General features: G+C 63.6%; 19 protein-coding genes. 8 read left to right on the top strand and 11 right to left on the bottom strand.

The window, feature by feature from the left end; genetic code table 11:
* Window positions 1-45: 45 nt before the first annotated feature.
* Window positions 46-438 carry a cupin domain-containing protein gene (locus PVE73_RS21940; protein ID WP_277364281.1) on the bottom strand — a complete coding sequence of 131 codons (393 nt, stop codon included), beginning with the start codon at window positions 436-438 and terminating at the stop codon, window positions 46-48.
* Window positions 439-458: 20 nt separating this feature from the next.
* Entirely contained in the window at window positions 459-1,655 is a 1,197-nt protein-coding gene (locus PVE73_RS21935; protein ID WP_277364280.1) for an enolase C-terminal domain-like protein, read from the bottom strand.
* Between the two features lie 320 nt (window positions 1,656-1,975).
* On the opposite strand from PVE73_RS21935, the gene PVE73_RS21930 reads away from it, so the two are divergent.
* The gene (locus tag PVE73_RS21930) at window positions 1,976-2,698 is read left to right on the top strand and encodes a FadR/GntR family transcriptional regulator (protein WP_277364279.1); all 723 of its coding nucleotides are present in this window, start codon (window positions 1,976-1,978) and stop codon (window positions 2,696-2,698) included.
* Between the two features lie 13 nt (window positions 2,699-2,711).
* On the opposite strand, the gene PVE73_RS21925 is transcribed toward PVE73_RS21930, so the two are convergent.
* Both PVE73_RS21925 and PVE73_RS21920 read right to left on the bottom strand, forming a co-directional pair.
* Window positions 2,712-3,356, bottom strand: a complete 645-nt coding sequence (locus tag PVE73_RS21925) for an SGNH/GDSL hydrolase family protein (protein WP_277364278.1) — start codon at window positions 3,354-3,356, stop codon at window positions 2,712-2,714.
* Between the two features lie 110 nt (window positions 3,357-3,466).
* A complete protein-coding gene (locus tag PVE73_RS21920) occupies window positions 3,467-4,525 on the bottom strand; it encodes a LacI family DNA-binding transcriptional regulator (protein WP_277364277.1) in 1,059 nt (352 codons plus the stop codon).
* 310 nt (window positions 4,526-4,835) lie between these two features.
* On the opposite strand from PVE73_RS21920, the gene PVE73_RS21915 reads away from it, so the two are divergent.
* The 7 genes from PVE73_RS21915 to PVE73_RS21885 all read left to right on the top strand — a co-directional run bounded on the left by PVE73_RS21915 (window position 4,836) and on the right by PVE73_RS21885 (window position 12,432).
* A complete protein-coding gene (locus PVE73_RS21915) occupies window positions 4,836-5,819 on the top strand; it encodes an autoinducer 2 ABC transporter substrate-binding protein (RefSeq protein WP_277364276.1) in 984 nt (327 codons plus the stop codon).
* A 73-nt stretch (window positions 5,820-5,892) separates the two neighbouring features.
* Complete coding sequence (locus tag PVE73_RS21910; RefSeq protein ID WP_277364275.1) at window positions 5,893-7,413, top strand: sugar ABC transporter ATP-binding protein; 1,521 nt, start codon at window positions 5,893-5,895, stop codon at window positions 7,411-7,413.
* Entirely contained in the window at window positions 7,406-8,410 is a 1,005-nt protein-coding gene (locus PVE73_RS21905; protein ID WP_277364274.1) for an ABC transporter permease, read from the top strand. Before PVE73_RS21910 ends, PVE73_RS21905 begins: the two co-directional genes overlap by 8 nt.
* On the top strand, window positions 8,407-9,402 hold the full coding sequence (locus PVE73_RS21900; protein WP_277364273.1) for an ABC transporter permease: 996 nt from the start codon (window positions 8,407-8,409) through the stop codon (window positions 9,400-9,402). The genes PVE73_RS21905 and PVE73_RS21900 overlap by 4 nt, the downstream gene beginning before the upstream one ends.
* Before the next feature lie 2 nt (window positions 9,403-9,404).
* Entirely contained in the window at window positions 9,405-10,253 is an 849-nt protein-coding gene (locus PVE73_RS21895; protein WP_277364272.1) for a sugar phosphate isomerase/epimerase, read from the top strand.
* 24 nt (window positions 10,254-10,277) lie between these two features.
* Window positions 10,278-11,738, top strand: a complete 1,461-nt coding sequence (locus tag PVE73_RS21890) for an FGGY family carbohydrate kinase (RefSeq protein ID WP_277364271.1) — start codon at window positions 10,278-10,280, stop codon at window positions 11,736-11,738.
* Window positions 11,731-12,432 carry a class II aldolase/adducin family protein gene (locus PVE73_RS21885; protein ID WP_277364270.1) on the top strand — a complete coding sequence of 234 codons (702 nt, stop codon included), beginning with the start codon at window positions 11,731-11,733 and terminating at the stop codon, window positions 12,430-12,432. Before PVE73_RS21890 ends, PVE73_RS21885 begins: the two co-directional genes overlap by 8 nt.
* A 341-nt stretch (window positions 12,433-12,773) precedes the next feature.
* On the opposite strand, the gene speB is transcribed toward PVE73_RS21885, so the two are convergent.
* The 7 genes from speB to PVE73_RS21850 all read right to left on the bottom strand — a co-directional run bounded on the left by speB (window position 12,774) and on the right by PVE73_RS21850 (window position 18,663).
* Window positions 12,774-13,766: an agmatinase gene (gene speB / locus PVE73_RS21880; protein ID WP_277364269.1), complete on the bottom strand. Its 993-nt coding sequence runs from the start codon at window positions 13,764-13,766 to the stop codon at window positions 12,774-12,776.
* Window positions 13,763-14,545 carry a creatininase gene (locus tag PVE73_RS21875; protein WP_277364268.1) on the bottom strand — a complete coding sequence of 261 codons (783 nt, stop codon included), beginning with the start codon at window positions 14,543-14,545 and terminating at the stop codon, window positions 13,763-13,765. Before PVE73_RS21875 ends, speB begins: the two co-directional genes overlap by 4 nt.
* A gap of 10 nt (window positions 14,546-14,555) precedes the next feature.
* Complete coding sequence (locus tag PVE73_RS21870) at window positions 14,556-15,263, bottom strand: SDR family oxidoreductase (protein ID WP_277364267.1); 708 nt, start codon at window positions 15,261-15,263, stop codon at window positions 14,556-14,558.
* Window positions 15,257-16,012, bottom strand: coding sequence for an SDR family oxidoreductase (locus tag PVE73_RS21865; protein WP_277364266.1), 756 nt, complete (start codon window positions 16,010-16,012; stop codon window positions 15,257-15,259). The genes PVE73_RS21870 and PVE73_RS21865 overlap by 7 nt, the downstream gene beginning before the upstream one ends.
* Window positions 16,009-16,782: an ABC transporter ATP-binding protein gene (locus PVE73_RS21860; protein WP_277364265.1), complete on the bottom strand. Its 774-nt coding sequence runs from the start codon at window positions 16,780-16,782 to the stop codon at window positions 16,009-16,011. Before PVE73_RS21860 ends, PVE73_RS21865 begins: the two co-directional genes overlap by 4 nt.
* Window positions 16,783-16,790: 8 nt before the next feature.
* Window positions 16,791-17,576 (bottom strand): ABC transporter permease, encoded by a 786-nt coding sequence (locus PVE73_RS21855; protein WP_277364264.1) that lies wholly within the window; start codon window positions 17,574-17,576, stop codon window positions 16,791-16,793.
* A gap of 100 nt (window positions 17,577-17,676) precedes the next feature.
* Window positions 17,677-18,663: an ABC transporter substrate-binding protein gene (locus PVE73_RS21850; protein ID WP_277364263.1), complete on the bottom strand. Its 987-nt coding sequence runs from the start codon at window positions 18,661-18,663 to the stop codon at window positions 17,677-17,679.
* Window positions 18,664-18,713: the final 50 nt, after the last annotated feature.

Below are 18,713 nucleotides of genomic sequence, written 5' to 3'. Positions count from 1 at the left end.
CGAGAGCGGATTTCGGCACGCACGGCGATCTCTCCCGTGGTGCGATCATTCGACGTCGTGTTCGCCGAAGGCGCCGAGGTCCGGCGTTTCCTCGACATATTCGTGCTGAAAGTTATCGACATTGAAGACGGCCACGACCGTGTCGTCCTCCAGGGCGATCGGAGAATGCACCATACCCATGGGGATCATGGTGCCCTCGAACGGCTTGAGGTCCAGGGAGGGACCGTCCTTGACGTCGATCTTCAATCGGCCTTTGAGCACCAGCCAACCCTCGTCTCCATTGACATGCCGGTGCCAGGGAAACCGCCCCTCGACCCGCGCGATGCGCAGATTGTATCGGCCGTCCAGGCGGAAGACATTGAAGTTTGTGCGCGGAGGGTGTCCTTCCAGCGTATCGATGACATTGAATTTCTTGAGTGCGCCGAGACCTCGGTCCATTTGTCCTTCTCCCCCGGGGATTAGTCCGAGACGTAGTTCGCGCCGTGGGCCGGGCGGTCCCACTCGACCAGGCCTGCCTCGAGCGCGGAGAGCTTGTCCTCGTCGATCTCGAAACCGAGACCCGGGCCCTGCGGCACAATCAGCTGCGTGCCGTCGTAGCGCAGCTTCTCGGTGACGACGTCGTCGATGTAAAGCAGCGGCCCCACAGGATCGCCCGCATAGTGCAGTTGCGGGACGACGGCGCCCAGATGCGCGTTGGCGGCGGTGCCGATGCTCATCTCCTGGGTCGTGCTGATGAGTGATTTGAGCCCCGCGGCCTCGGCCAGGTCGAAGAGCTTCTTGGCCTGATAGATGCCACCGGACTGGATGGTGATATTGAAGACGTCGACCGCGTCGGCCCGGATCATGCGCATGGCCTGAGCGAGGCTAGAGATGTGCTCGGAAATGTCGACATCGACCTGCTTGCGCAATTCGGCCATGCCCTCGTAGTCCTCGCGCCAGCTCGGGCTTTCCAGAAGCTCGAAACCGTATTGGCGGAACCGATCGTAAATGCGCAGCACATCCTTCCAGTGGTGGTGACCCTGGAAATCGAGCGCCTTGAGCTGGACCTTGTCGCCGAACCTGTCACGGAACGCGATGAGGAAATCCTCGTCCTGTTCGAAATTGACGCCCACATAGTAGCGGAACCGGGTCACCCCTTCGGCCACGAGCGCATCCATGTAGCCGAGATAGCGTTCGGTATCGCTTTTCTTCTTGGCCTGGAACACGGGATAGGTGATCTCGAAGCGATCGCGCTGACGGCCGCCCAGGAGATTGTAGACCGGCGTGCCGAGCGCCTTGCCGACGATATCGTAGAACGCCATCTCGACGCCGGCGGCGATCTGGGAGGCCGGCGTAAAGGGCGGATAGGTGTTCGCGTAGCGGAAATAGGAAGGCATGTAGGCCAGCAGCCGCTCATGGAGGGCGGCGATTTCGAATGCATTCTGCCCGAGCGCGACCTTTTCGATTCCCATCTTCACCGCGGCGGGATCGGGCATGTACATGCGATAGCAATCGAGATCGGAGATTTCGCCGACGCCGGAGATCCCGGCATCCGTCGAGAGCTGAAGAACGATATGGGAACTGATGGCGCCGGTGCGGCGTCGCGTCTGCACCGTCGTCAGTTTCACATCGGTGATCCGGATAACGTCTTTTCCGTTGGAATAGGTGTCGTTCATTTCGCTCTCATCTCATGGCTCCACAATCGAATCGCCGATCTACACACTCTGATTCCGATCGATGGCCGTATTCATGTTACAAACTCACTTTGCAAGCACAATTGGTATTACTTATGTGAAGTTGGTATGTCAATGATAGACCGCGCGTTGTGCAAGCGGCGTGGAAACGCGGGAATAAAGCGCGATTTGTGCCTTTTTCAGCTTGGAATATGCAAAAAGCCGATGCGGGTGTGATGCCGGATTTGTATGACAACGAAGATTGAGCCGGCGGGAGAATTCCCCTACATGCAAAAGATGCGATGCGGAGAAGGAGCCCGATCATGAGCAGCGACGAGCTGTCCTCGCCCGTCAAATCCGGCATGTCGGGCTCTCTGAGCGATCGTGTGTATGAAAAGATTTATCAGAACATCACCCTTGGCGAGTGGCCGCTGGGAACACGGCTGCCGACCGAAGTGGAGCTGGCGACGGCTTACGGCGTGTCCCGACCAGTCGTGCGCGAGGCTCTCCTGAGGCTGCGCATCGACGGAATTATCGAGTCGCGTCAGGGCGCGGGTACGCGCGTCATCAACATGCCCAACCGCTCGGTCCTCGAATTCGCCGAACCGGGCAGCATCGCCGATCTTCAGCGCTGCTATGAGTTCCGTGTGGGAGTCGAGGGTGAGGCCGCCTATCTGGCCGCCCTACGCCATTCAGCCGAACGGATCGCCGATATCGAACTGGCCCATAAGCGAATGCAGGAGGCCATGTCCGAAGCCGATGCCTTCGGCGGGGAAGAAGATATCAACTTCCATCTCGCCGTCGCCCGGGCGACGGAAAACTCGTATTACATCGCCACCATCGAGTCCGCGACCAAGGCCATCATGGTCGGCATCAAGATCGCCCGTACGCTCTCGCGCTGGACGAACGAGGAACGCATCACCAATGCCGTGGCCGAGCACGCACGGCTGCTGGAGATCATCAAGTCCGGCGATGCGGATCGGGCACGCTCTGCCATGCGCGCCCACATCGAAGGGGCGCGGGAACGGGTCTTCCTGGGCCGGTGAGGGCCGCCGCACTCTATTTCTGCGCGAGGCTCAGCAGCTCCCGTACGACCGGTGCCAGTGCCGCGCCTACCGCGCGTGTATTGGCCGCGTCGAGATGCACGCCATCGACGCCGGAAGCCCTGGCGAAGGGCGCGACATCGAAAAAGCCGATTGCCGCCTTGCGGGCAACGTTGCGATAAAGCTCCGCGAGCTTGCGAGACTCGGTGATGAGCCGATCTCCGACTGGTCCCGATCCGTCGAACTTTTTCTCGAAATGGGGTGGCGCCACGACAAGCACTTCTGGCGCCGGGGCACCCCAGTTGTACGGGTAGTCCTTTACTATCCGGACAAGTTGTTCGATGCCTTTTGCAGCACCTTCGGCGCGCCCGCACAGGGCGGGTTTGAGATCGTTTGCGCCCAGCATGATGATAACCAGGTCGAGCGGGTTGTGGCTGCCGAGCAGAATCGGCAGTGCACGCGCCCCGTTCTTGTCTGCGACCGAATCGGGATCGTCATAGATTGTCGTCCGTCCCCCGAGCCCTTCCGCGACGACCTGAACATCGGCGCCGAGCGCGGCGGCCAGAACGTTGGGCCAGCGATCGGCGAATGCATGCCGCCGTTCCGCGGCGGCGTCGGTACCCCAGGTCAAGCTGTCGCCAAATGCCAGGATGGTCTTCATCGGCCCTTCGATCGGTTGAGTATCGGAATGTTGGAGGAAAAGAGCGCGTTGGTTCGTCCCGGCGCGGTCTGATGGAAGGAAGCCGAGTACTATCGCGAAAATCGCGATTTTCAATCAATGTCCTTCAGCGCATCGAGCGGTCCGGGTACCGCCGATCGCGGCTCGACGAGCTCCGGGAGGACAAGATGTATCTCGGGTGCCGGATGCGCCTCTTCCATCAGTGCGAACGCCTTGGTCAGCATGCCGTCGATGTCCTGTCGGATCATGATGACGGGAAATGGAAGAAAGGATGCGAAAGGATCGTAATCGTAGCAGCCGACCACGATGTCGGAAAAGGTTTCGTGGGGATGGCCGGCCATGAAACGAAGGAAGCCCTCGAAATTGATCGTCGAGTTGACGAAGAGCGCCCGGGGCAGCCTCCCCTCGCGCTCGTAGAAGGCCTCGAAGGCAGCCCTTGTATTGTTGGGCGAGTAGCCCGTGGGCTGGATGCACTCGTCCGGATCGCCGCCAAGCAGTTCGCGCTTGACGGCACGAAACCCCCTGACGCGCTCTCGGCTGGCATCGTCATCACGCCCGCCGAACAGGTAGAAATCGCCCGGTTTCAAGGGACGCTCCGGGGAGAAATGCCGGATGACCGCCTCGGCCAGCAGGCGCCCGCCTGCGTAGTTGTCGCTGATGACCGAGGGGACCCGGCTGCCGGGCAAGTCGATATTGATATGCCTCAATCCGGCCTGCTCGCAGACCTCATGCACACCGTCCGGATCGGTTGCGCCGCAGATGAAGAGCTCATCGACCGAGTAGGAGATCAGCGTCTCGGCCGTTCTGCGCTCCTCCTGCGGATCGCGGCTGGCGCTGACGACGACCGGACATCCTCCTTTGCTCCTCACATGCGCTTCGAATGTCTGCGCCATGGAAGAGAAATAGCGGTTGTCGTAAACAGGCAGCATCAGGCCCACCAGGCCGGATCGTGAGTTTCTCAGGCCCTGCGCCTGGCGGTTTGCCGTATATTGGTGCTGGTCTGCCAGCTGGCGGATGAACTCGGCCGTGCTCTCCCTTATGCGTCGCTTGCGCCAGGTGCCGTTCAACACGGCGCTTACGGTGGAAGGCGAACTGCCCGCCAGTACGGAGAGATCGTAGATCGTCGCCTTCTTCCTGCCGTTGTCCTTCATCGCCCCCGAACTCCCCTTTGGAACGGTTCCTGCTCTGGTCGAACCGGTGACCTTTCCAGGATCAATTTTCGCCATTAAGTCGCCACCCGGCGCAACGGAAGCCATTTCCGCTTGACGAGACCATAACTCTGAATGATAGTCGTTGCACCATCGATTGTGCAAAGGGATGAACGTGCAATGGTGGTGCTGCTGGTCAGACAGGGCAGCTTTCAGGGAGGCGGAATCCTTTCTTCGCCAGCGATGGAAGAAGTGGGCATGCGCCCTTGAGCGCGCCCGGCGGATCCCTCCGGGGACCATGAGGAGGAAACAGATGAAGAGACTTCTTGTTGCTGCATTCGCAGCATCCCTTTCGATGGCGGCGGCATTCGGCGCCTGTGCACAGGAAGCCGGCAAGGTCGGCGTCGTCGTCAAGATCGGCGGAATTCCGTGGTTCAATGCGATGGAGGCGGGCATCAGGGAGCGCGGCCAGGAACTCGGGGTCGACGCGTTCATGGTCGGCCCCACCAGCGCGGACCCGGCGCTCCAGGTTCGCGCCATCGAGGATCTGATCGCGCAGGGCGTGAAGGTCATCGGCGTGGTGCCGAACGATGCGACGGTGCTGGAGCCGGTACTGACCAAGGCCCAGGAGCAGGGCATCATCGTCATCACCCACGAATCGCCGGGCCAGAAGGGCGCGGATTGGAATTTCGAGCTGGCTTCTGCCGAGGGCTTCGGCGAGGCGCATGCCGAGCTTCTGGCACAGAAGACCGGCGGCAAGGGCAAATACGCCGTCTTCGTCGGCTCGCTGACAGTGCCGCTGCACAATGCGTGGGCCGATGCGGCCATCGCCTATCTCGAGGAAAACTACCCGGAGATGGAACTCGTCGGCGAGCGCTACGGCGTTGCCGAGGACGTGGATCAGAGCCGCTCGACCGCGCTCGATCTGATTTCGGCCAATCCCGATCTGAAAGGCTTCCTCGCCTTCGGCAGCCAGGGTCCGATCGGCGCCGGGCGCGCTGTCGAGGAGCGCCGCAAGACCGGCGAGATCTTCGTGCTTGGGCCGTTCTCTCCAGGCCAGGGGCGCAAGCTTATCAAGTCCGACGCCATTTCCGGCGGATTCATGTGGAATCCCAAGCAAGCCGGCGAGGTGTTCGTGACGCTCGCCGACAAGCTGATGAAGGGTGAGGAGATCAAGGCCGGCGACGAGATAGAGGGACTTGGCGCAGTCACGCCCGACGGGAACAATCTGATCGTCGATCAACTTGTCGCGATCAACAAGGACACGGTGGACGAACTGGCCGATATGGGCCTCTGATCCCGCCACCTCCGCTCCGTCGGGCCGGCGTCTGCCGGTCCGGCGTGGTTCCCATCTGATCAGTTGGTAGAGCATGGCCATTGCTTCCTCGCTGGGCGCCGCTGACGCGCAACGACCTCTCCTGTCGTTGAGGAGCATCAACGTCACCTTTGGCGGCGTGAAGGCGCTCCGCGACGTCTCGTTCGAGGTGTTTCCCGGCGAGGTTCACTGCCTTGCGGGTGAGAACGGATCGGGCAAGAGCACGCTGATCAAGGTGATCACGGGCGTATATCAGCCAGCCGCCGGCGCACAGATCGATTATGACGGGAAGACCTACAGCCGCATGTCGCCGGTAACCGCGCAGGCTGCGGGGATTCAGGTGATCTGGCAGGATCTTGCCCTTTTTCCGGAAATGTCCGTCGCGGAAAACATCGCCTTTCAGAATGTAGTTGGCGGTTGGCCGCGCCGCGTCAATCATGCCGCGATGCGCGAGACTGCGAAACGCGTCCTGGCGCGGCTCGGCGTGAGCCTGGACGTGGATCTGCCGTTGCGTGAATATTCGATCGCCCGGCGCCAGATCGTGGCGATCGCCCGTGCACTGGTCGGCGAGGCGAAGATCGTCTTCATGGACGAGCCGACGGCATCGCTCACGCAGTCCGAAACGGATCATCTGCTGGAGATCGTCCGCAACCTGTCGGCATCCGGCATCGCGGTTGTGTTCGTCAGCCACAGATTGGCCGAAGTCATCGAGATTTCCAACCGCATAACGGTATTGCGCGACGGCAAGCTTGTCGGAGTGTATCCGGCGGAAGGCATGACGCAGTCCCGCATCACAGAGCTGATGACGGGGAAGACCTTCGACAGCAACGTGCGCGCACGCACCCGCGCCCACGCGCCGGCGGTCATGGAGGTGGAAGGCCTGACACGCAAGGGCGAGTTCGAAGAGGTCTCGTTCGCAGTCCGTCAGGGAGAGACACTCGGGATCACCGGGCTTCTCGGGGCTGGCCGCACCGAACTTGCGCTGACGCTCTTCGGCATGCGCCGCCCGCACCGGGGAACGGTCCGCCTAAACGGCAAGCCCGTCCGCTTCGGCTCGAACCGCGATGCGATCCACGCCGGCGTCGCCTATCTTTCGGAGGACCGGCTCTCGCTCGGCCTGATCCAGCCGCAGTCGATTGCGGACAATCTGGTGATCGCCTCGATGCACAAGATCATGTCAGGCGGGCTGATCTCAAACGAAAGGAAGCGCGATCTCGTCGCTGGATGGATTGCCGATCTCGGCATCAAGATCGGCCGGCAGGACGATGCGATCTCCACGCTTTCCGGCGGCAACCAGCAACGCGTGGCCATCGCCAAGTGGCTGGCGACCGATCCGAAGCTCTTGATCCTCGACGCGCCCACCGTGGGCGTGGACGTCGGCGCGCGCGCGGGGATTTTCGACATCGTCGCGCGCCTGGCCGGAGAGGGACTCGCAATCATCCTGATCTCGGACGAGGTGCCGGAGGTCTATTTTAACGCCGACCGCGTGCTCCACATGGCCCAGGGCCGGATTGTCGGCGAATACGATCCGCGGCATGTGGCACTCTCCGAGATCGAGGATGCCGTCTATGCGTAGGTTGTTCCACACCCAGGCGACCGAAATGGCGCTGCTGGCGGTCACCGCCCTGATCTGCTTCTTTCTCGCCACGTCGACCGACCGTTTCTTCACGCTCGGCAACGCCTTCGACCTCCTGAACATCAGTTCCGTAAACATCATATTCGCCGTCGGTCTGCTGGTGGTGCTGATCGCCGGCGGCATCGACATCTCGTTTGCCGTCGCGGCATCCGTCGTCCAGTACGTGACTGCGTTGATCCTTGCCCAGATCGGCGGCGGGAGCTGGGTGAGCGGCATCCTGATCGCCGGCAGCATCGGCATCCTCCTCGGTGCGTTCAACGCCTTTCTGATCCACAAATTCCGGATCATCTCGATCGTCGTCACAATCGCCACCTTCAACATCTATTTCGGCCTGCTGATGTTCTTCACGCGCGGCGTTTCGATCTATGACCTGCCCGACTGGTGGACCGAGAGGGTCATTCTCTTCGAGCGCGAGATGGCCGACGGGACATGGGCCGAAATCCGCCTGCCGGTGCTTGTCATGGCGCTCTGCGTCGCCGCCACCTGGTTCCTGATCCGCCACACCACGATCGGTCGGCAGCTTTACGCCTTCGGCGACAATCCGGATGGTGCGCGCCGCTTCGGCGTCAATATCGGCGCCATGCAGTTCATCGCCTTCGGCTGGCTAGGGCTGATGGCCGGGATCGCCGGTCTCATCCAGGCGCACTATGCGCAGGAAGTGGTGCCCAACGCACTCTATGGGCGCGAACTCGACGTGCTGGCCGCAGTGGTGCTTGGCGGTGCGCGGCTTGGCGGCGGAAGGGGTTCGGTGTTCGGCTGCGTGCTTGGGGTGCTGCTGATCTCGATCGTGCAGAACGGACTGAACCTGATGGGCGTTTCGCCTTACGCTTTCCAGATGATCATCGGCGCGATCATTCTTCTCGCCATAACTCTTTCGAACTCCAGCATCGAAAAGCTCATCCCCTTCCTCCGCACGGATGGGAGGAAGCAATCATGACGACGCTTGTCGCGCGTACCCGCCGGATGCTTGGCCCCGAAATGGCCGGTCCGGTCCTCGCCTTCCTGGCGGTCATGCTGATCTTCGGCACAAGCTCTCCGCAGTTTCTTTCCCGGGCGACCTTCGGCTCCGTCGCCTTTCAGTTGCCGGAACTGGGCCTTCTGACGCTGGCCATGCTCCTGCCGATCCTGACAGGCGGGCTCAACCTGGCCGTCACGTTCACGGCCAATATCGCCGGGCTGGTGGTCGCCTGGGTGCTGCAGGCAAACGGCGGCGTGGACGCGGGACCTGCAGCCTTCGCGCTGGGTGCGCTTCTGGCGCTTGCGGCGGGCGCGGCGAGCGGTATCGTGATGGGCCTCGTCATCGCCTATACGCGCGCGCACCCCATCCTAGTGTCCCTCTCCATGATGATCTTCCTGCGCGGCCTGGGCGAGTTCCTAACGCGCGGCGGCGACGTTTCCGGCTTTCCCACCTTCATCCGCCAACTCGGCCACGGCTCGATCCTGGGGATACCGGCTCCGCTGCTCGTGTTCATCCTGTGCGTGGGGCTGTGGCATCTTTTGCTGTCGCGCACGAAGCTCGGCTTCAACACCTATATGATCGGATCGAACATCGAGGCGGCACATTATTCGGGCGTCAACACCCGCAAGGTGCTCGTGCTCGTCTACACACTCTCGGGCATCATGTGCGCGGTCGCGGGCATCATCATGATGGCCCGCTTCAACTCTGTCCGCATCGGCCATGGCGAGTCCTACCTTCTGATCACGGTGCTTGCCTGCTTTCTCGGCGGCGTCAATCCATTCGGCGGCTTCGGCCGCGTCATACCGGTCTTCGTTGCACTGGTCGTGCTGCAGCTTCTGTCTTCGGGACTCAATCTTCTCGGCGCCAACCAACATCTGGCGACGGCGGTCTGGGGCATGCTGCTCGTTGCCGTCATGATCCTGCGCTGGATCGCCGGACAGTTCGGATATCTTGTCGGAAAGAGGGAATAAAGATGCAGGGATTTGGCGTACACACCAGCATGTGGACGATGAACTGGGATCGCGCCGGGGCCGAAAAGGCAATCGCCGCCGCCGTCAAATACGAGATGGACTTCATCGAGATCGCATTGCTGAATGCGCCGGCGGTCGATGCGGCGCATAGCCGGGCGCTTCTGGAAAAGCATGGGCTGCGCGCGATCTGCTCGCTCGGATTGCCGGAGTCGGCCTGGGCTTCGCAGCGCCCGGACGCGGCGATCGAATATCTGCAGGTCGCTATCGACAAGACGGCGGAAATCGGCGCCGAGGCGCTCGCCGGCGTCATCTTCGGCGGCATCGGCGAGCGTACCGGCGTCCCGCCTACCCAGGCCGAGTACGACAACATCGCCCGCGCGCTGAGTGCGGCCGCCAAACACGCCAAGGCCAAAGGCATCGAACTGGGCATCGAGGCGGTCAACCGCTACGAGAACCACCTGATCAACACAGCGCGCCAGGCCGTCGACATGATCGAGCGCGTGGGCGCCGACAATATCTTCGTCCACCTCGACACCTATCACATGAACATCGAGGAGAAAGGAGCAGCCAATGGTATCCTCGATGCACGCGAGCATCTGAAATACATTCACCTGTCCGAGAGCGACCGGGGAACGCCGGGCTACGGAAACGTCCCGTGGGACGAGATCTACGCGGCACTGGCGGCAATCAGCTTCAAGGGCGGGCTCGCGATGGAGAGCTTCATCAACATGCCGCCTGAAGTGGCATACGGGCTCGCGGTGTGGCGTCCGGTCGCCAGGGACGAGGAGGAAGTCATGGGCAACGGGCTGCCGTTCCTGCGCAACAAGGCGAAACAGTATCGCCTGATCTGATCCGAACTGTCCGGGAGGAGACCGATGGCGGAGGCATGGCAGAGCGGCTTGGTCGCCGTGCTCGACGTCGGCAAGACCAATGTCAAGCTGAGTGCCGCGACCACGGACGGCGCGGTGCTCGAAACTCTGAGCGTGGAAAATCCCGTGTGCGAAGGCCCGCCCTGGCGCCACCACGACCTCAACGCGCTGCGCGGCTGGGTTCTCGATGGGCTTGCCACCCTTTCCCGCAGGTATCCGCTCGAGGCGTTCGTCGCCTCCGGCCATGGATCCGGGGGCGTGCTTGTCGTTGCCGATCCGGACGACGGCGACGGCACGGCACTTCCGATGATCGACTATGAGCAGCCCCTGCCGGAGTCGATCCGGGAGGCCTACGCACCGCTTAGCGGTACGTTCTTCGACCGGGGCAGTGCCACCATGCACGGCGCCACCCATCAGGCACGGCAGCTCTACTGGATGCAGCAGGCCGAGCCGGCGGCATTCTCGCGGGGGCGCTGGTTCCTCGGCGTGCCGCAATACTGGGCGTGGGTGCTTTCCGGCATCGCCGTTTCGGAGATGACACTGCTCGCCGCACAGTCGCACCTGTGGAACGCGGCGGAAAGACGCTGGGCGCCGATCGTCGCCCGCCAAGGTTGGCGGCACCTTCTGCCGCCTTTCGCCAAGGCATGGCAGATGACCGGTACGCTCCGGCCGGCTCTGGCCGCGCGTCACGGCCTGCCGGACAGGCTGCGCATCCTGGCAGGCGGCCACGACAGCAGCCTCAATTATTACCGCTACCAGGCGGCCGGGCTGAAAGATATCACCGTCGTCTCCACAGGCACCTGGATCGTCTGCTTTTCCGGACGCACGCCGCTCGACCGTCTCGATGAGAACCGCGGCATGACCTGCAACAGCGACGTGTTCGGCCACCCGCTTGGTGGTGTTCTGACCATGGGCGGCCGCGAGTTCGCGGCCATCGCGGGCAGTAGCGCGCCAACGGAGAAGACACGGCGCGAGGTGGTTGCCCGGTTGATCGCGCGCGGCACGATGGCCCTCCCGTCCTTCGGAGAAGATGACGGGCTTTTCCCGGGCAGCGCCGGGCGCGGCCGCCTCGCCGGCACTCCACCAGAAACGCCGGAGGAGCGAAAAGCGCTCGCCATAGTCTATTGTGCACTTTTGACCGTCGAGTGCCTTGATGCCCTGGGGGACGGACCGGAGGTCATGCTCGACGGGAGCTTCCTGCGCGACCCGCTTTACGCCGCGCTGGTCGCCGGATTCGCCCCCGGTCGGCGCATTTGCTACAATCTTGACGCCTATGGCGTCGCCTCCGGCGCCGCGCTGCTTGCCGGCCACGAGACGAGGACGCAGCCTGCCCCGGTCGAACTCAGCGACCCCGCCCATCTCGGCGATATCGCTTCCATGCTTGCCCCTTATGCCGCCCGGTGGCGCGCCGCGGCGCGGGCAACTTCCTCAAAATCGAATGTCACGAAAGGACCCGTCAATGGCTGAGAACGAGAAGGCGGCTCTCCGCCGCGAGATGGTGGATATCTGTCGGCGGATGAACTCGAGCGGCATCAACCAGGGCACGGCGGGCAACCTCTCCGCGCGCACGGCCGACGGATTTCTGATCACCCCCTCCTCGATGCCCTATGAGACGATGACTCCGGACGACCTGGTGGAAATGGATTTCGACGGCACCTATGTCGGCCGCCTTCCGTCGTCGGAGTGGCGGTTCCACCGTGACATCCTGCGCACGCGCACCGATATCGACGTCGTGCTCCACTGCCATTCGATCTACGCCACCACCCTCGCTTGCCATCACAAGACGATACCGAGCTTCCATTACATGACCGGGATTGCCGGCGGCGCGACGATCCGATGCGCAGAATACGCGACCTTCGGCACGCAGGCCCTCTCCGACAATGCGCTTGCAGCACTCGAGGGGCGGCTTGCCTGCCTGCTTGGGCAGCATGGGCAGATCTCGCTCGGCACAACGCTGGAATCGGCGCTGTGGCTGGCGATCGAGGTCGAGACGCTATCGCGCATATATGTGCAGGCTCTGACACTCGGCGAGCCGCCGATCCTGCCGGACGACGAGATGGAGCGCGTGATCGAACAGATGCGCAGGATGAGCTATGGCTTGGCGCCCGATGCCGATGGCATCAACGATATCGCGAGGCCGCGCGAGCCGGTTCGGGGATAAGCGCTGCCTGACACCGGCCGCCTTCGTGCAGATGATGCTTTGGTTGCGATCTGCGGCTCGCCAAATGAAGCACCGGAGATCAGCCAAGCCCGAGATCTGCCTCGGCCTCTGTTACCGCTTCGAAGACGCGGCAGATCATCCCGCCGAGGCAGGGGCTTCCGTTGCGATGCAATCGACCCGCTATCGAAGGATTCAAAGGAGCCTGGATCACGAATCCCGCAATCATCGTCCATATGGTCCATGAGCCGGATGCCTGGTGAACCGGCTTCTTCCCGGATATCGCCGGCGATGTTGTCTGCGAGATGGCTATCCTTTCACGACGCGCACCAATATGGGGACATTTACGGCTCGCCTGGGGCCATTGTTCTGCTACGGAAGTCCCTAGATTGAGCAAGCAACTGCGCGATTAAGCAGATGAGTTCGAACATTATCGTCGCGCCGGCAAGGGCGGTCATCCCGCCGACATCGAAAGGCGGGGCCACCTCCACCACATCCGAGCCGACGATGTTGACCCCGGCGAGCAGCCTCAGCATCTCCTGCGCTTCGCGTGTGGTAAAGCCACCCGCCTCCGGCGTTCCGGTGCCCGGCGCCATGGAAGGATCGATGCTGTCAATGTCGAAAGAGACGTAGGTGGGCCCTCCGCCTGCAATCTCGCGCGCCTCGGCCATAACATCCGCCGGCCCCCGGCGGACGAACTCTTCCATATAGATGATGCGGACGCCCTGTTCGATCGCCCAGCGATGCTCGTCCGGGTCGTAGATCGAACCGCGGATCCCAATCTGCACCATCCGCTTCGGATCGACCAGGCCCTCCTCGATCGCGCGGCGGAAGGGAGTGCCGTGTGTATAGGGATTGTTGCCGAAATAGGTGTCGTTGGTGTCCGAATGCGCATCGAAATGGATGAGACCTACCGGCCGTTCCTTCGCCAGGGCGCGTAACACCGGCAACGTGGTCAGGTGATCGCCCCCTGCCGCAATAGGGATTGCGCCATGGGCGACGATCTCGGCAATTCCGGCTTCTATCCTGGCGAGACCATCGGCCAGATCGATCGGATTCACCGAAACGTCGCCCACATCGGCTATATTGGCAATCGCGAACGGTTCCACCTTGGAGACATGATGCACGCGGCGCATCAGGCTCGATTGGCTGCGCACCTCGCGCGGGCCGTGGCGCGCGCCGGCCCGATTGGTCGTTCCCCCATCCCATGGAATGCCTACCAGCGCGATGTCGAGCCCCTCGGCCGAACTCACCGCCGGCAGCCGCATGAACGTGGCATGACCGGAAAAGCGTGGAACGACGGCCGCGTCTATGGGCTGGTGAAAGGGTGCAGTCATCTCGTTTTGCCTTTTCCGAATTCCACATGAATGATCTCGACGATGCGCTCATGGCAGTCGGCCAGCAGCCACTCGCCCTTTTCCGCGCTCGAGCCCTCGGTCATGGAAAGCACGCCGGAGGGAGGCACCTCCTCCATGGGCCGGGGATAGCGGTCATAAGGTTTGAACTGCGCCGGCCCGTCATGGAGCGCCTTCGAGAGGTCCACGAGCTCCGGCCTCAGCGCCATCATCAGGGAAGTCTCGATCACGCTTGCATGTTCGAGCTCGATGCCGGGGTAGCCGTCGGGGAAGATGCGGTCGATGGTCTGCGGCTGCACGAGATCCCAATGATCCATGCGCAAGATGGTCAGATCGCCGACGCGGTCGCGTCCGAGATGGTCGAGCGCAAGCTCGATCCCCTCCACCGACGGGGCGATGTTCTCGTAGTGGCCGTTGATGACGACGATCTTGTGCGCCTTCTGACGGTAGAGCTCGCAGATGATGTCGCGCACAATAAGTGCGAATGTATGCGCGGTGAGGTTCAACGTGCCGGCAAAGGCCGGCCCGCCGCCGGTTCGCGGCTGGGAGCGGTTGCCATAGGGCACGGTGGGCGCGACGAGCCCGCCCACGGCGCGGGCGGCCCGCTCGGCGATTGCCGTCGGGATCACCACGTCCACCCCGAGCGCCATGTGGTGGCCGTGCTGCTCGGTTGCGCCCAGCGGCAGGAAGACCGGCGCGCCGGCGGCGATGCGCCGTTCGGCCTCCGGCCAGGGGATTTCGGCAAGGAACACGCTGTCCATGATCGGAGCCTCAGATCATCGCGGCGCCGCCGTTGGCGCCAAGGCATTGGCCGGTGAAGAAGGTCGCGCCCGGACCGGCCAGGAAGACGACTGCCGCCGCCACCTCCTCGGGCCGTCCGATGCGGCCGAGCGGGTGGGCTGTCTCGGCCGCCTTCTGTTCTGGCGAGAGCGCGTTAAAGTCGAGAAGCGGGGTGTCGGTAGGGCCGGGCGCCACGGCATTGACGAGGATGCGCGGCGCAAGCTCGCGCGCCCAGGCGCGGGTGAGCCCGAGAAGCGCTGCCTTGGTGCCGCAATAGACGGACGCCTCGGCACGGCCGAGATAGGCGAGTTCCGAGACGATGTTGATGATGCGCCCGCCCTCCGGCAGATGGGAAAGCGCCTCGCGCGCCACGAGGATGGCGCCGCGCACATTCACCGCGAACATGCGGTCGATGTGCTCCGCCGTTATGCGCGCCAGCGGAGCCTCTTCCAGGATGCCGGCGTTGTTGACCAGGATGTCGATGCCGCCGAGAAGATCGGCGGCCTCGGCCACGCTCGTCCTGATCGCGGCTTCCTCGCGGAGGTCGCAGCCGAAGACGGTGAAGGCGCCTTCGCCCGGCCTGACATCCAGTCCCGCCACGTCCGCCCCGGCCTCCTTGAGCGCCAGGGCGCAGGCACGGCCTATGCCGCTTGCCGCCCCCGTCACCAGCGCCTTCCTGCCGTCGATACGGCCTACCATGGCACCTCTCCGCGATCGACGCCGAGCGACTGCCCGGTGATGTTTGCGGCAAGGTCGGAGGCGAGGAACAGATAGGCGTCGGCCATGTCGGGAGGCGACATCAGCCCCTCCAGGGCCTGCCCGGCGACGATCTCCGAAAGCAGCTCCCTTTCCGGCCGCCCCGCTTCCTCCGCCATTCGCCGCAGCGAGCGCATGGAGGCCTCCGTTTCCACCCAGCCCGGGCAGACCGCATTGACACGGATGCCCGTCGGCCCGAGCTCTTTGGCCCAGGTCTTGGTGAGCCCGATAATGGCATGCTTGGAGGCCACATAGGCGTCGAAGCGAGCTTCGGCCACCCGCCCCCAGATCGATGCCGTGTTGACGATCGCGCCGCCTTTGCCCATCCGGCCGAGCGCGGTGCGGGTGACGAGCGCCGTGCCCACCACATTGATCTCGACGACGCGGCGGAAGATCTCCTCCGCACCGCCGCCCGCTTCCGTGACGGGCGTCATCAATTCGAGGCCGGCATTGTTGACGAGGATATCGATGGCAGAGAGGGGAGCCAGTGCCTTGCCGACCGCCGCACGATCCCGGATATCCGCCACCGCCGCGGTCGCTCCAAGTTCGAGCGCCCGATCCTCCACGGCGGGATCATCGGCGATCAGATGAAGCTTGGCGCCCGCGCGGGCGAAACCGCGCGCCACGCCGAGGCCGATGCCGCGGCTCGCACCCGTAATCACCGCCACGCGGCCGGCGAGAGCGATCGTCATGCCTGGTCCCCCGTCTCGTTGCGGATCAGGTGCAGCACCCGGTTGCGCAGATCGAAGAATTCTTTCGTCTCGCGGATTTCCAGCGAGCGCCGGTCGCCCAGGACAGCCCCTACATCGATATCGGCGACGATGCGGGCCGGACGCCGCGAGAACATGACGATGCGGTCGGCCAGGAATACGGCCTCCTCCACATCGTGGGTGACGAAGATGATGGTCTTGGCCTCGCGCGTCTGGATTTCGCGCAACTGCACCTGAAGACGCTCCCGCGTCAGCGCGTCGAGCGCGCCGAAGGGCTCGTCCATGAGCAGCACTTCGGAACCGGCGGCGAGCGTGCGGGCGATCGCTACGCGCTGGCGCATGCCGCCGGAGATGCGGTTGGGATAGGCGCCGGCGAAATCCTCCAGCCCCGCGAGCCGCAGATAATGCGCCACGCGTTCGGCCTTCCCGCGCCGATCCAGGTCGCGGCGGTACCGCATGCCGAAGCCTATGTTCTTTTCCACCGTGAGCCAGGGGAAGGAGGAATAGGACTGGAACACCATGCCGCGCCGCCGGTCCGGTCCGGCGACCATGGCTCCGTCGAGGATGATGGCGCCGGCGCTCGGACTGTCGAGCCCGCCCGCCATGCGCATGAGTGTGGTCTTGCCGCATCCGGAAGGGCCGAGGAAGACCGCCAGCGAGTTGCGTTCGACCGCAAGGTCGGTGCGTTCCACTACGGGCACGGAGCCGAACGCCTTGGCGACGCCTTCGAAACGAAGATATCCGGTTGTCACGGTCGGCCTCACAGATAGGGGAAGAGGCGGCGGTGGGCGAGCCGCAGCAATTGGTCGGTGACGAGCCCGATAAGACCGATCACGAAGACGCCGGCCATCACCTCAGGCGTCTTCACGAAGCGCCGGGCGGTCCAGATCAGGTACCCGATGCCGGAATTGGCCGCGACGATCTCGGCGATGATGAGATAAGTCCAGCACCAGCCGAGCGTGATGCGCAGATTGTCGAGCAGCGACGGTCCCATGGAGCGCAGCGCCACGTCCTTCATCACATGCCAGGAATTCGCGCCCACTGTGCGCGCCACCTCCACATATTCCTGCGGCACGCGGCGCATGTCGTCGGCCACCAGAAGGACGAGCTGGAAAAAGGTGCCGAGCCACAGCAGGAATATCTTGGTGGTCTCGTCCACGCCGAACCAGATGATCGACAGCGGCACCAGGGCGGGCACGGGCAGATAGCGGATGAAGTCCACCACCGGCTCGAGCGCCGCTCCCACGATGCGATAGCTGCTCATCAATATACCGATGGGGATCGCCATGACGGCGGCAAGCAGAAAGGCCGTCCAGACGCGGGCGATGGAGACGCCGGAATGCCAGAGCAGGTTCTGGTCCTTGAGCATCCCCCAAAATGCGGTGACCACCCGGCTCGGCGCCGGCAGGAATTGCGGCGCCACCAGCCCGGTCCTGGCGCAGGCTTCCCAGACCGCCAGCAGGACGAGCGCTGCCGCCGCTCCCACCGCCGCCTCTGCCACGGGGGAGACACGCCCCCGGAAGGTGAAGAGCCCACCGCCGCTCAAGAACCCGCTCCCTCCCTTTGCAGGCGCGGCCCGCTCGTGCGGACCCGGCTTGCTTTCCGTCCACTCCACCATTGCCGATGCCCCCGGACGTGCCAGCGCCTCAGCGCAGCCGGTTGATCACGGAATTGTCGATCTGCTCCTCGGCGACGAGCTTGTTCTCGGCCGCGCCGTTTTCCAGGTTGAGCTCCATCACCGTGTCGAAGATGTCGTGCAGCTTTCCGCGCTCTCCGGGCGCGCCCATATAGTCGAGGGCCTCATCGAGCGTGTTGTAGGTGAGCGTCGTCTGGACGATCTCCGTCACCTCCTCCGGCGTCAGGCCAAATTCGCCGGCGGCGATCTCGGCGAAGGAGTCCGGCTCCGCCTTGATGAAATCGACCGCCTTGTAGATGCAGTCGAGGAAGCGGGCATACTTGTCCGGGTTGGCCTGAAGGTCGTCGTTCCGGGCGATGATCGCGTCGATGATCAGCCCCGGATGATCCTTGGAGGAGACCAGGATGCGCGCGCCCGGGCGGCTGCTCGTGGCAATCGCCTGCGACATGAAGGGCTCGTAGGTGGCGATGGCGGCGATCGACTCGTCGGCGAAGACCGCGGCGGTGTCCGCCGTGGCGATGTCGCGGATGTTGAGGTCCTCCAGCGTGAGCCCGGCCTCTTTCAGCTCCATCTGCAGGAGCAGGCGTGAGGGGATGTTGGGCTCCGAGGCGATCACCTTTCCCTGGAGATCGGCCACCGACTGGATAGCCTCGTCGGTGATGACCCCGTCGCCGCCCACGGACTCGTCGATCGTGCCGATGATGATGCCGGGCGTGTCCCTGTCGCGCGGGCGGCCCTGATATTCGCCCACCGAACGCATCTGGATCTCGATGTCGCCGCGCTGCATCGCGGCCATCACATTGGCGAGGTCGTCCTCGAAGCGGATGGAGACGTCGAGCCCGTTCTCCGCGAAGCAGCCGCGCTCCAGTGCCACATGCACCGGCGCAAAGCCCAGCCAGGTGGGCGCCAGGATGCGGATCTGGTCGGCGGCCGAGGCCGTCGAAACGGTCACCGTCAAAGCCAAGGCGGAAGCGACACCTGCAAGATACCTGTCCATTTCAGTTCCCCATTATTTTGTTGGGGCGAGTGTCGACGTTTTTTACATCG

Source organism: Chelativorans sp. AA-79, from assembly GCF_029457495.1.
Classification (GTDB): Bacteria; Pseudomonadota; Alphaproteobacteria; order Rhizobiales; family Rhizobiaceae; genus Chelativorans.
Note: the sequence above shows the minus strand (reverse complement) of the source record. Positions and strands in the feature narration are given on the sequence as shown.

What these genes read in the sequence shown, in the direction of transcription:
- PVE73_RS21940 (WP_277364281.1), bottom strand. Translation starts at nt 438, where the DNA reads ATGGACCGAGGTCTCGGCGCACTCAAGAAATTCAATGTCATCGATACG.
- PVE73_RS21935 (WP_277364280.1), bottom strand. Translation starts at nt 1,655, where the DNA reads ATGAACGACACCTATTCCAACGGAAAAGACGTTATCCGGATCACCGAT.
- PVE73_RS21930 (WP_277364279.1), top strand. Translation starts at nt 1,976, where the DNA reads ATGAGCAGCGACGAGCTGTCCTCGCCCGTCAAATCCGGCATGTCGGGC.
- PVE73_RS21925 (WP_277364278.1), bottom strand. Translation starts at nt 3,356, where the DNA reads ATGAAGACCATCCTGGCATTTGGCGACAGCTTGACCTGGGGTACCGAC.
- PVE73_RS21920 (WP_277364277.1), bottom strand. Translation starts at nt 4,525, where the DNA reads ATGAAGGACAACGGCAGGAAGAAGGCGACGATCTACGATCTCTCCGTA.
- PVE73_RS21915 (WP_277364276.1), top strand. Translation starts at nt 4,836, where the DNA reads ATGAAGAGACTTCTTGTTGCTGCATTCGCAGCATCCCTTTCGATGGCG.
- PVE73_RS21910 (WP_277364275.1), top strand. Translation starts at nt 5,893, where the DNA reads ATGGCCATTGCTTCCTCGCTGGGCGCCGCTGACGCGCAACGACCTCTC.
- PVE73_RS21905 (WP_277364274.1), top strand. Translation starts at nt 7,406, where the DNA reads ATGCGTAGGTTGTTCCACACCCAGGCGACCGAAATGGCGCTGCTGGCG.
- PVE73_RS21900 (WP_277364273.1), top strand. Translation starts at nt 8,407, where the DNA reads ATGACGACGCTTGTCGCGCGTACCCGCCGGATGCTTGGCCCCGAAATG.
- PVE73_RS21895 (WP_277364272.1), top strand. Translation starts at nt 9,405, where the DNA reads ATGCAGGGATTTGGCGTACACACCAGCATGTGGACGATGAACTGGGAT.
- PVE73_RS21890 (WP_277364271.1), top strand. Translation starts at nt 10,278, where the DNA reads ATGGCGGAGGCATGGCAGAGCGGCTTGGTCGCCGTGCTCGACGTCGGC.
- PVE73_RS21885 (WP_277364270.1), top strand. Translation starts at nt 11,731, where the DNA reads ATGGCTGAGAACGAGAAGGCGGCTCTCCGCCGCGAGATGGTGGATATC.
- speB (WP_277364269.1), bottom strand. Translation starts at nt 13,766, where the DNA reads ATGACTGCACCCTTTCACCAGCCCATAGACGCGGCCGTCGTTCCACGC.
- PVE73_RS21875 (WP_277364268.1), bottom strand. Translation starts at nt 14,545, where the DNA reads ATGGACAGCGTGTTCCTTGCCGAAATCCCCTGGCCGGAGGCCGAACGG.
- PVE73_RS21870 (WP_277364267.1), bottom strand. Translation starts at nt 15,263, where the DNA reads ATGGTAGGCCGTATCGACGGCAGGAAGGCGCTGGTGACGGGGGCGGCA.
- PVE73_RS21865 (WP_277364266.1), bottom strand. Translation starts at nt 16,012, where the DNA reads ATGACGATCGCTCTCGCCGGCCGCGTGGCGGTGATTACGGGTGCGAGC.
- PVE73_RS21850 (WP_277364263.1), bottom strand. Translation starts at nt 18,663, where the DNA reads ATGGACAGGTATCTTGCAGGTGTCGCTTCCGCCTTGGCTTTGACGGTG.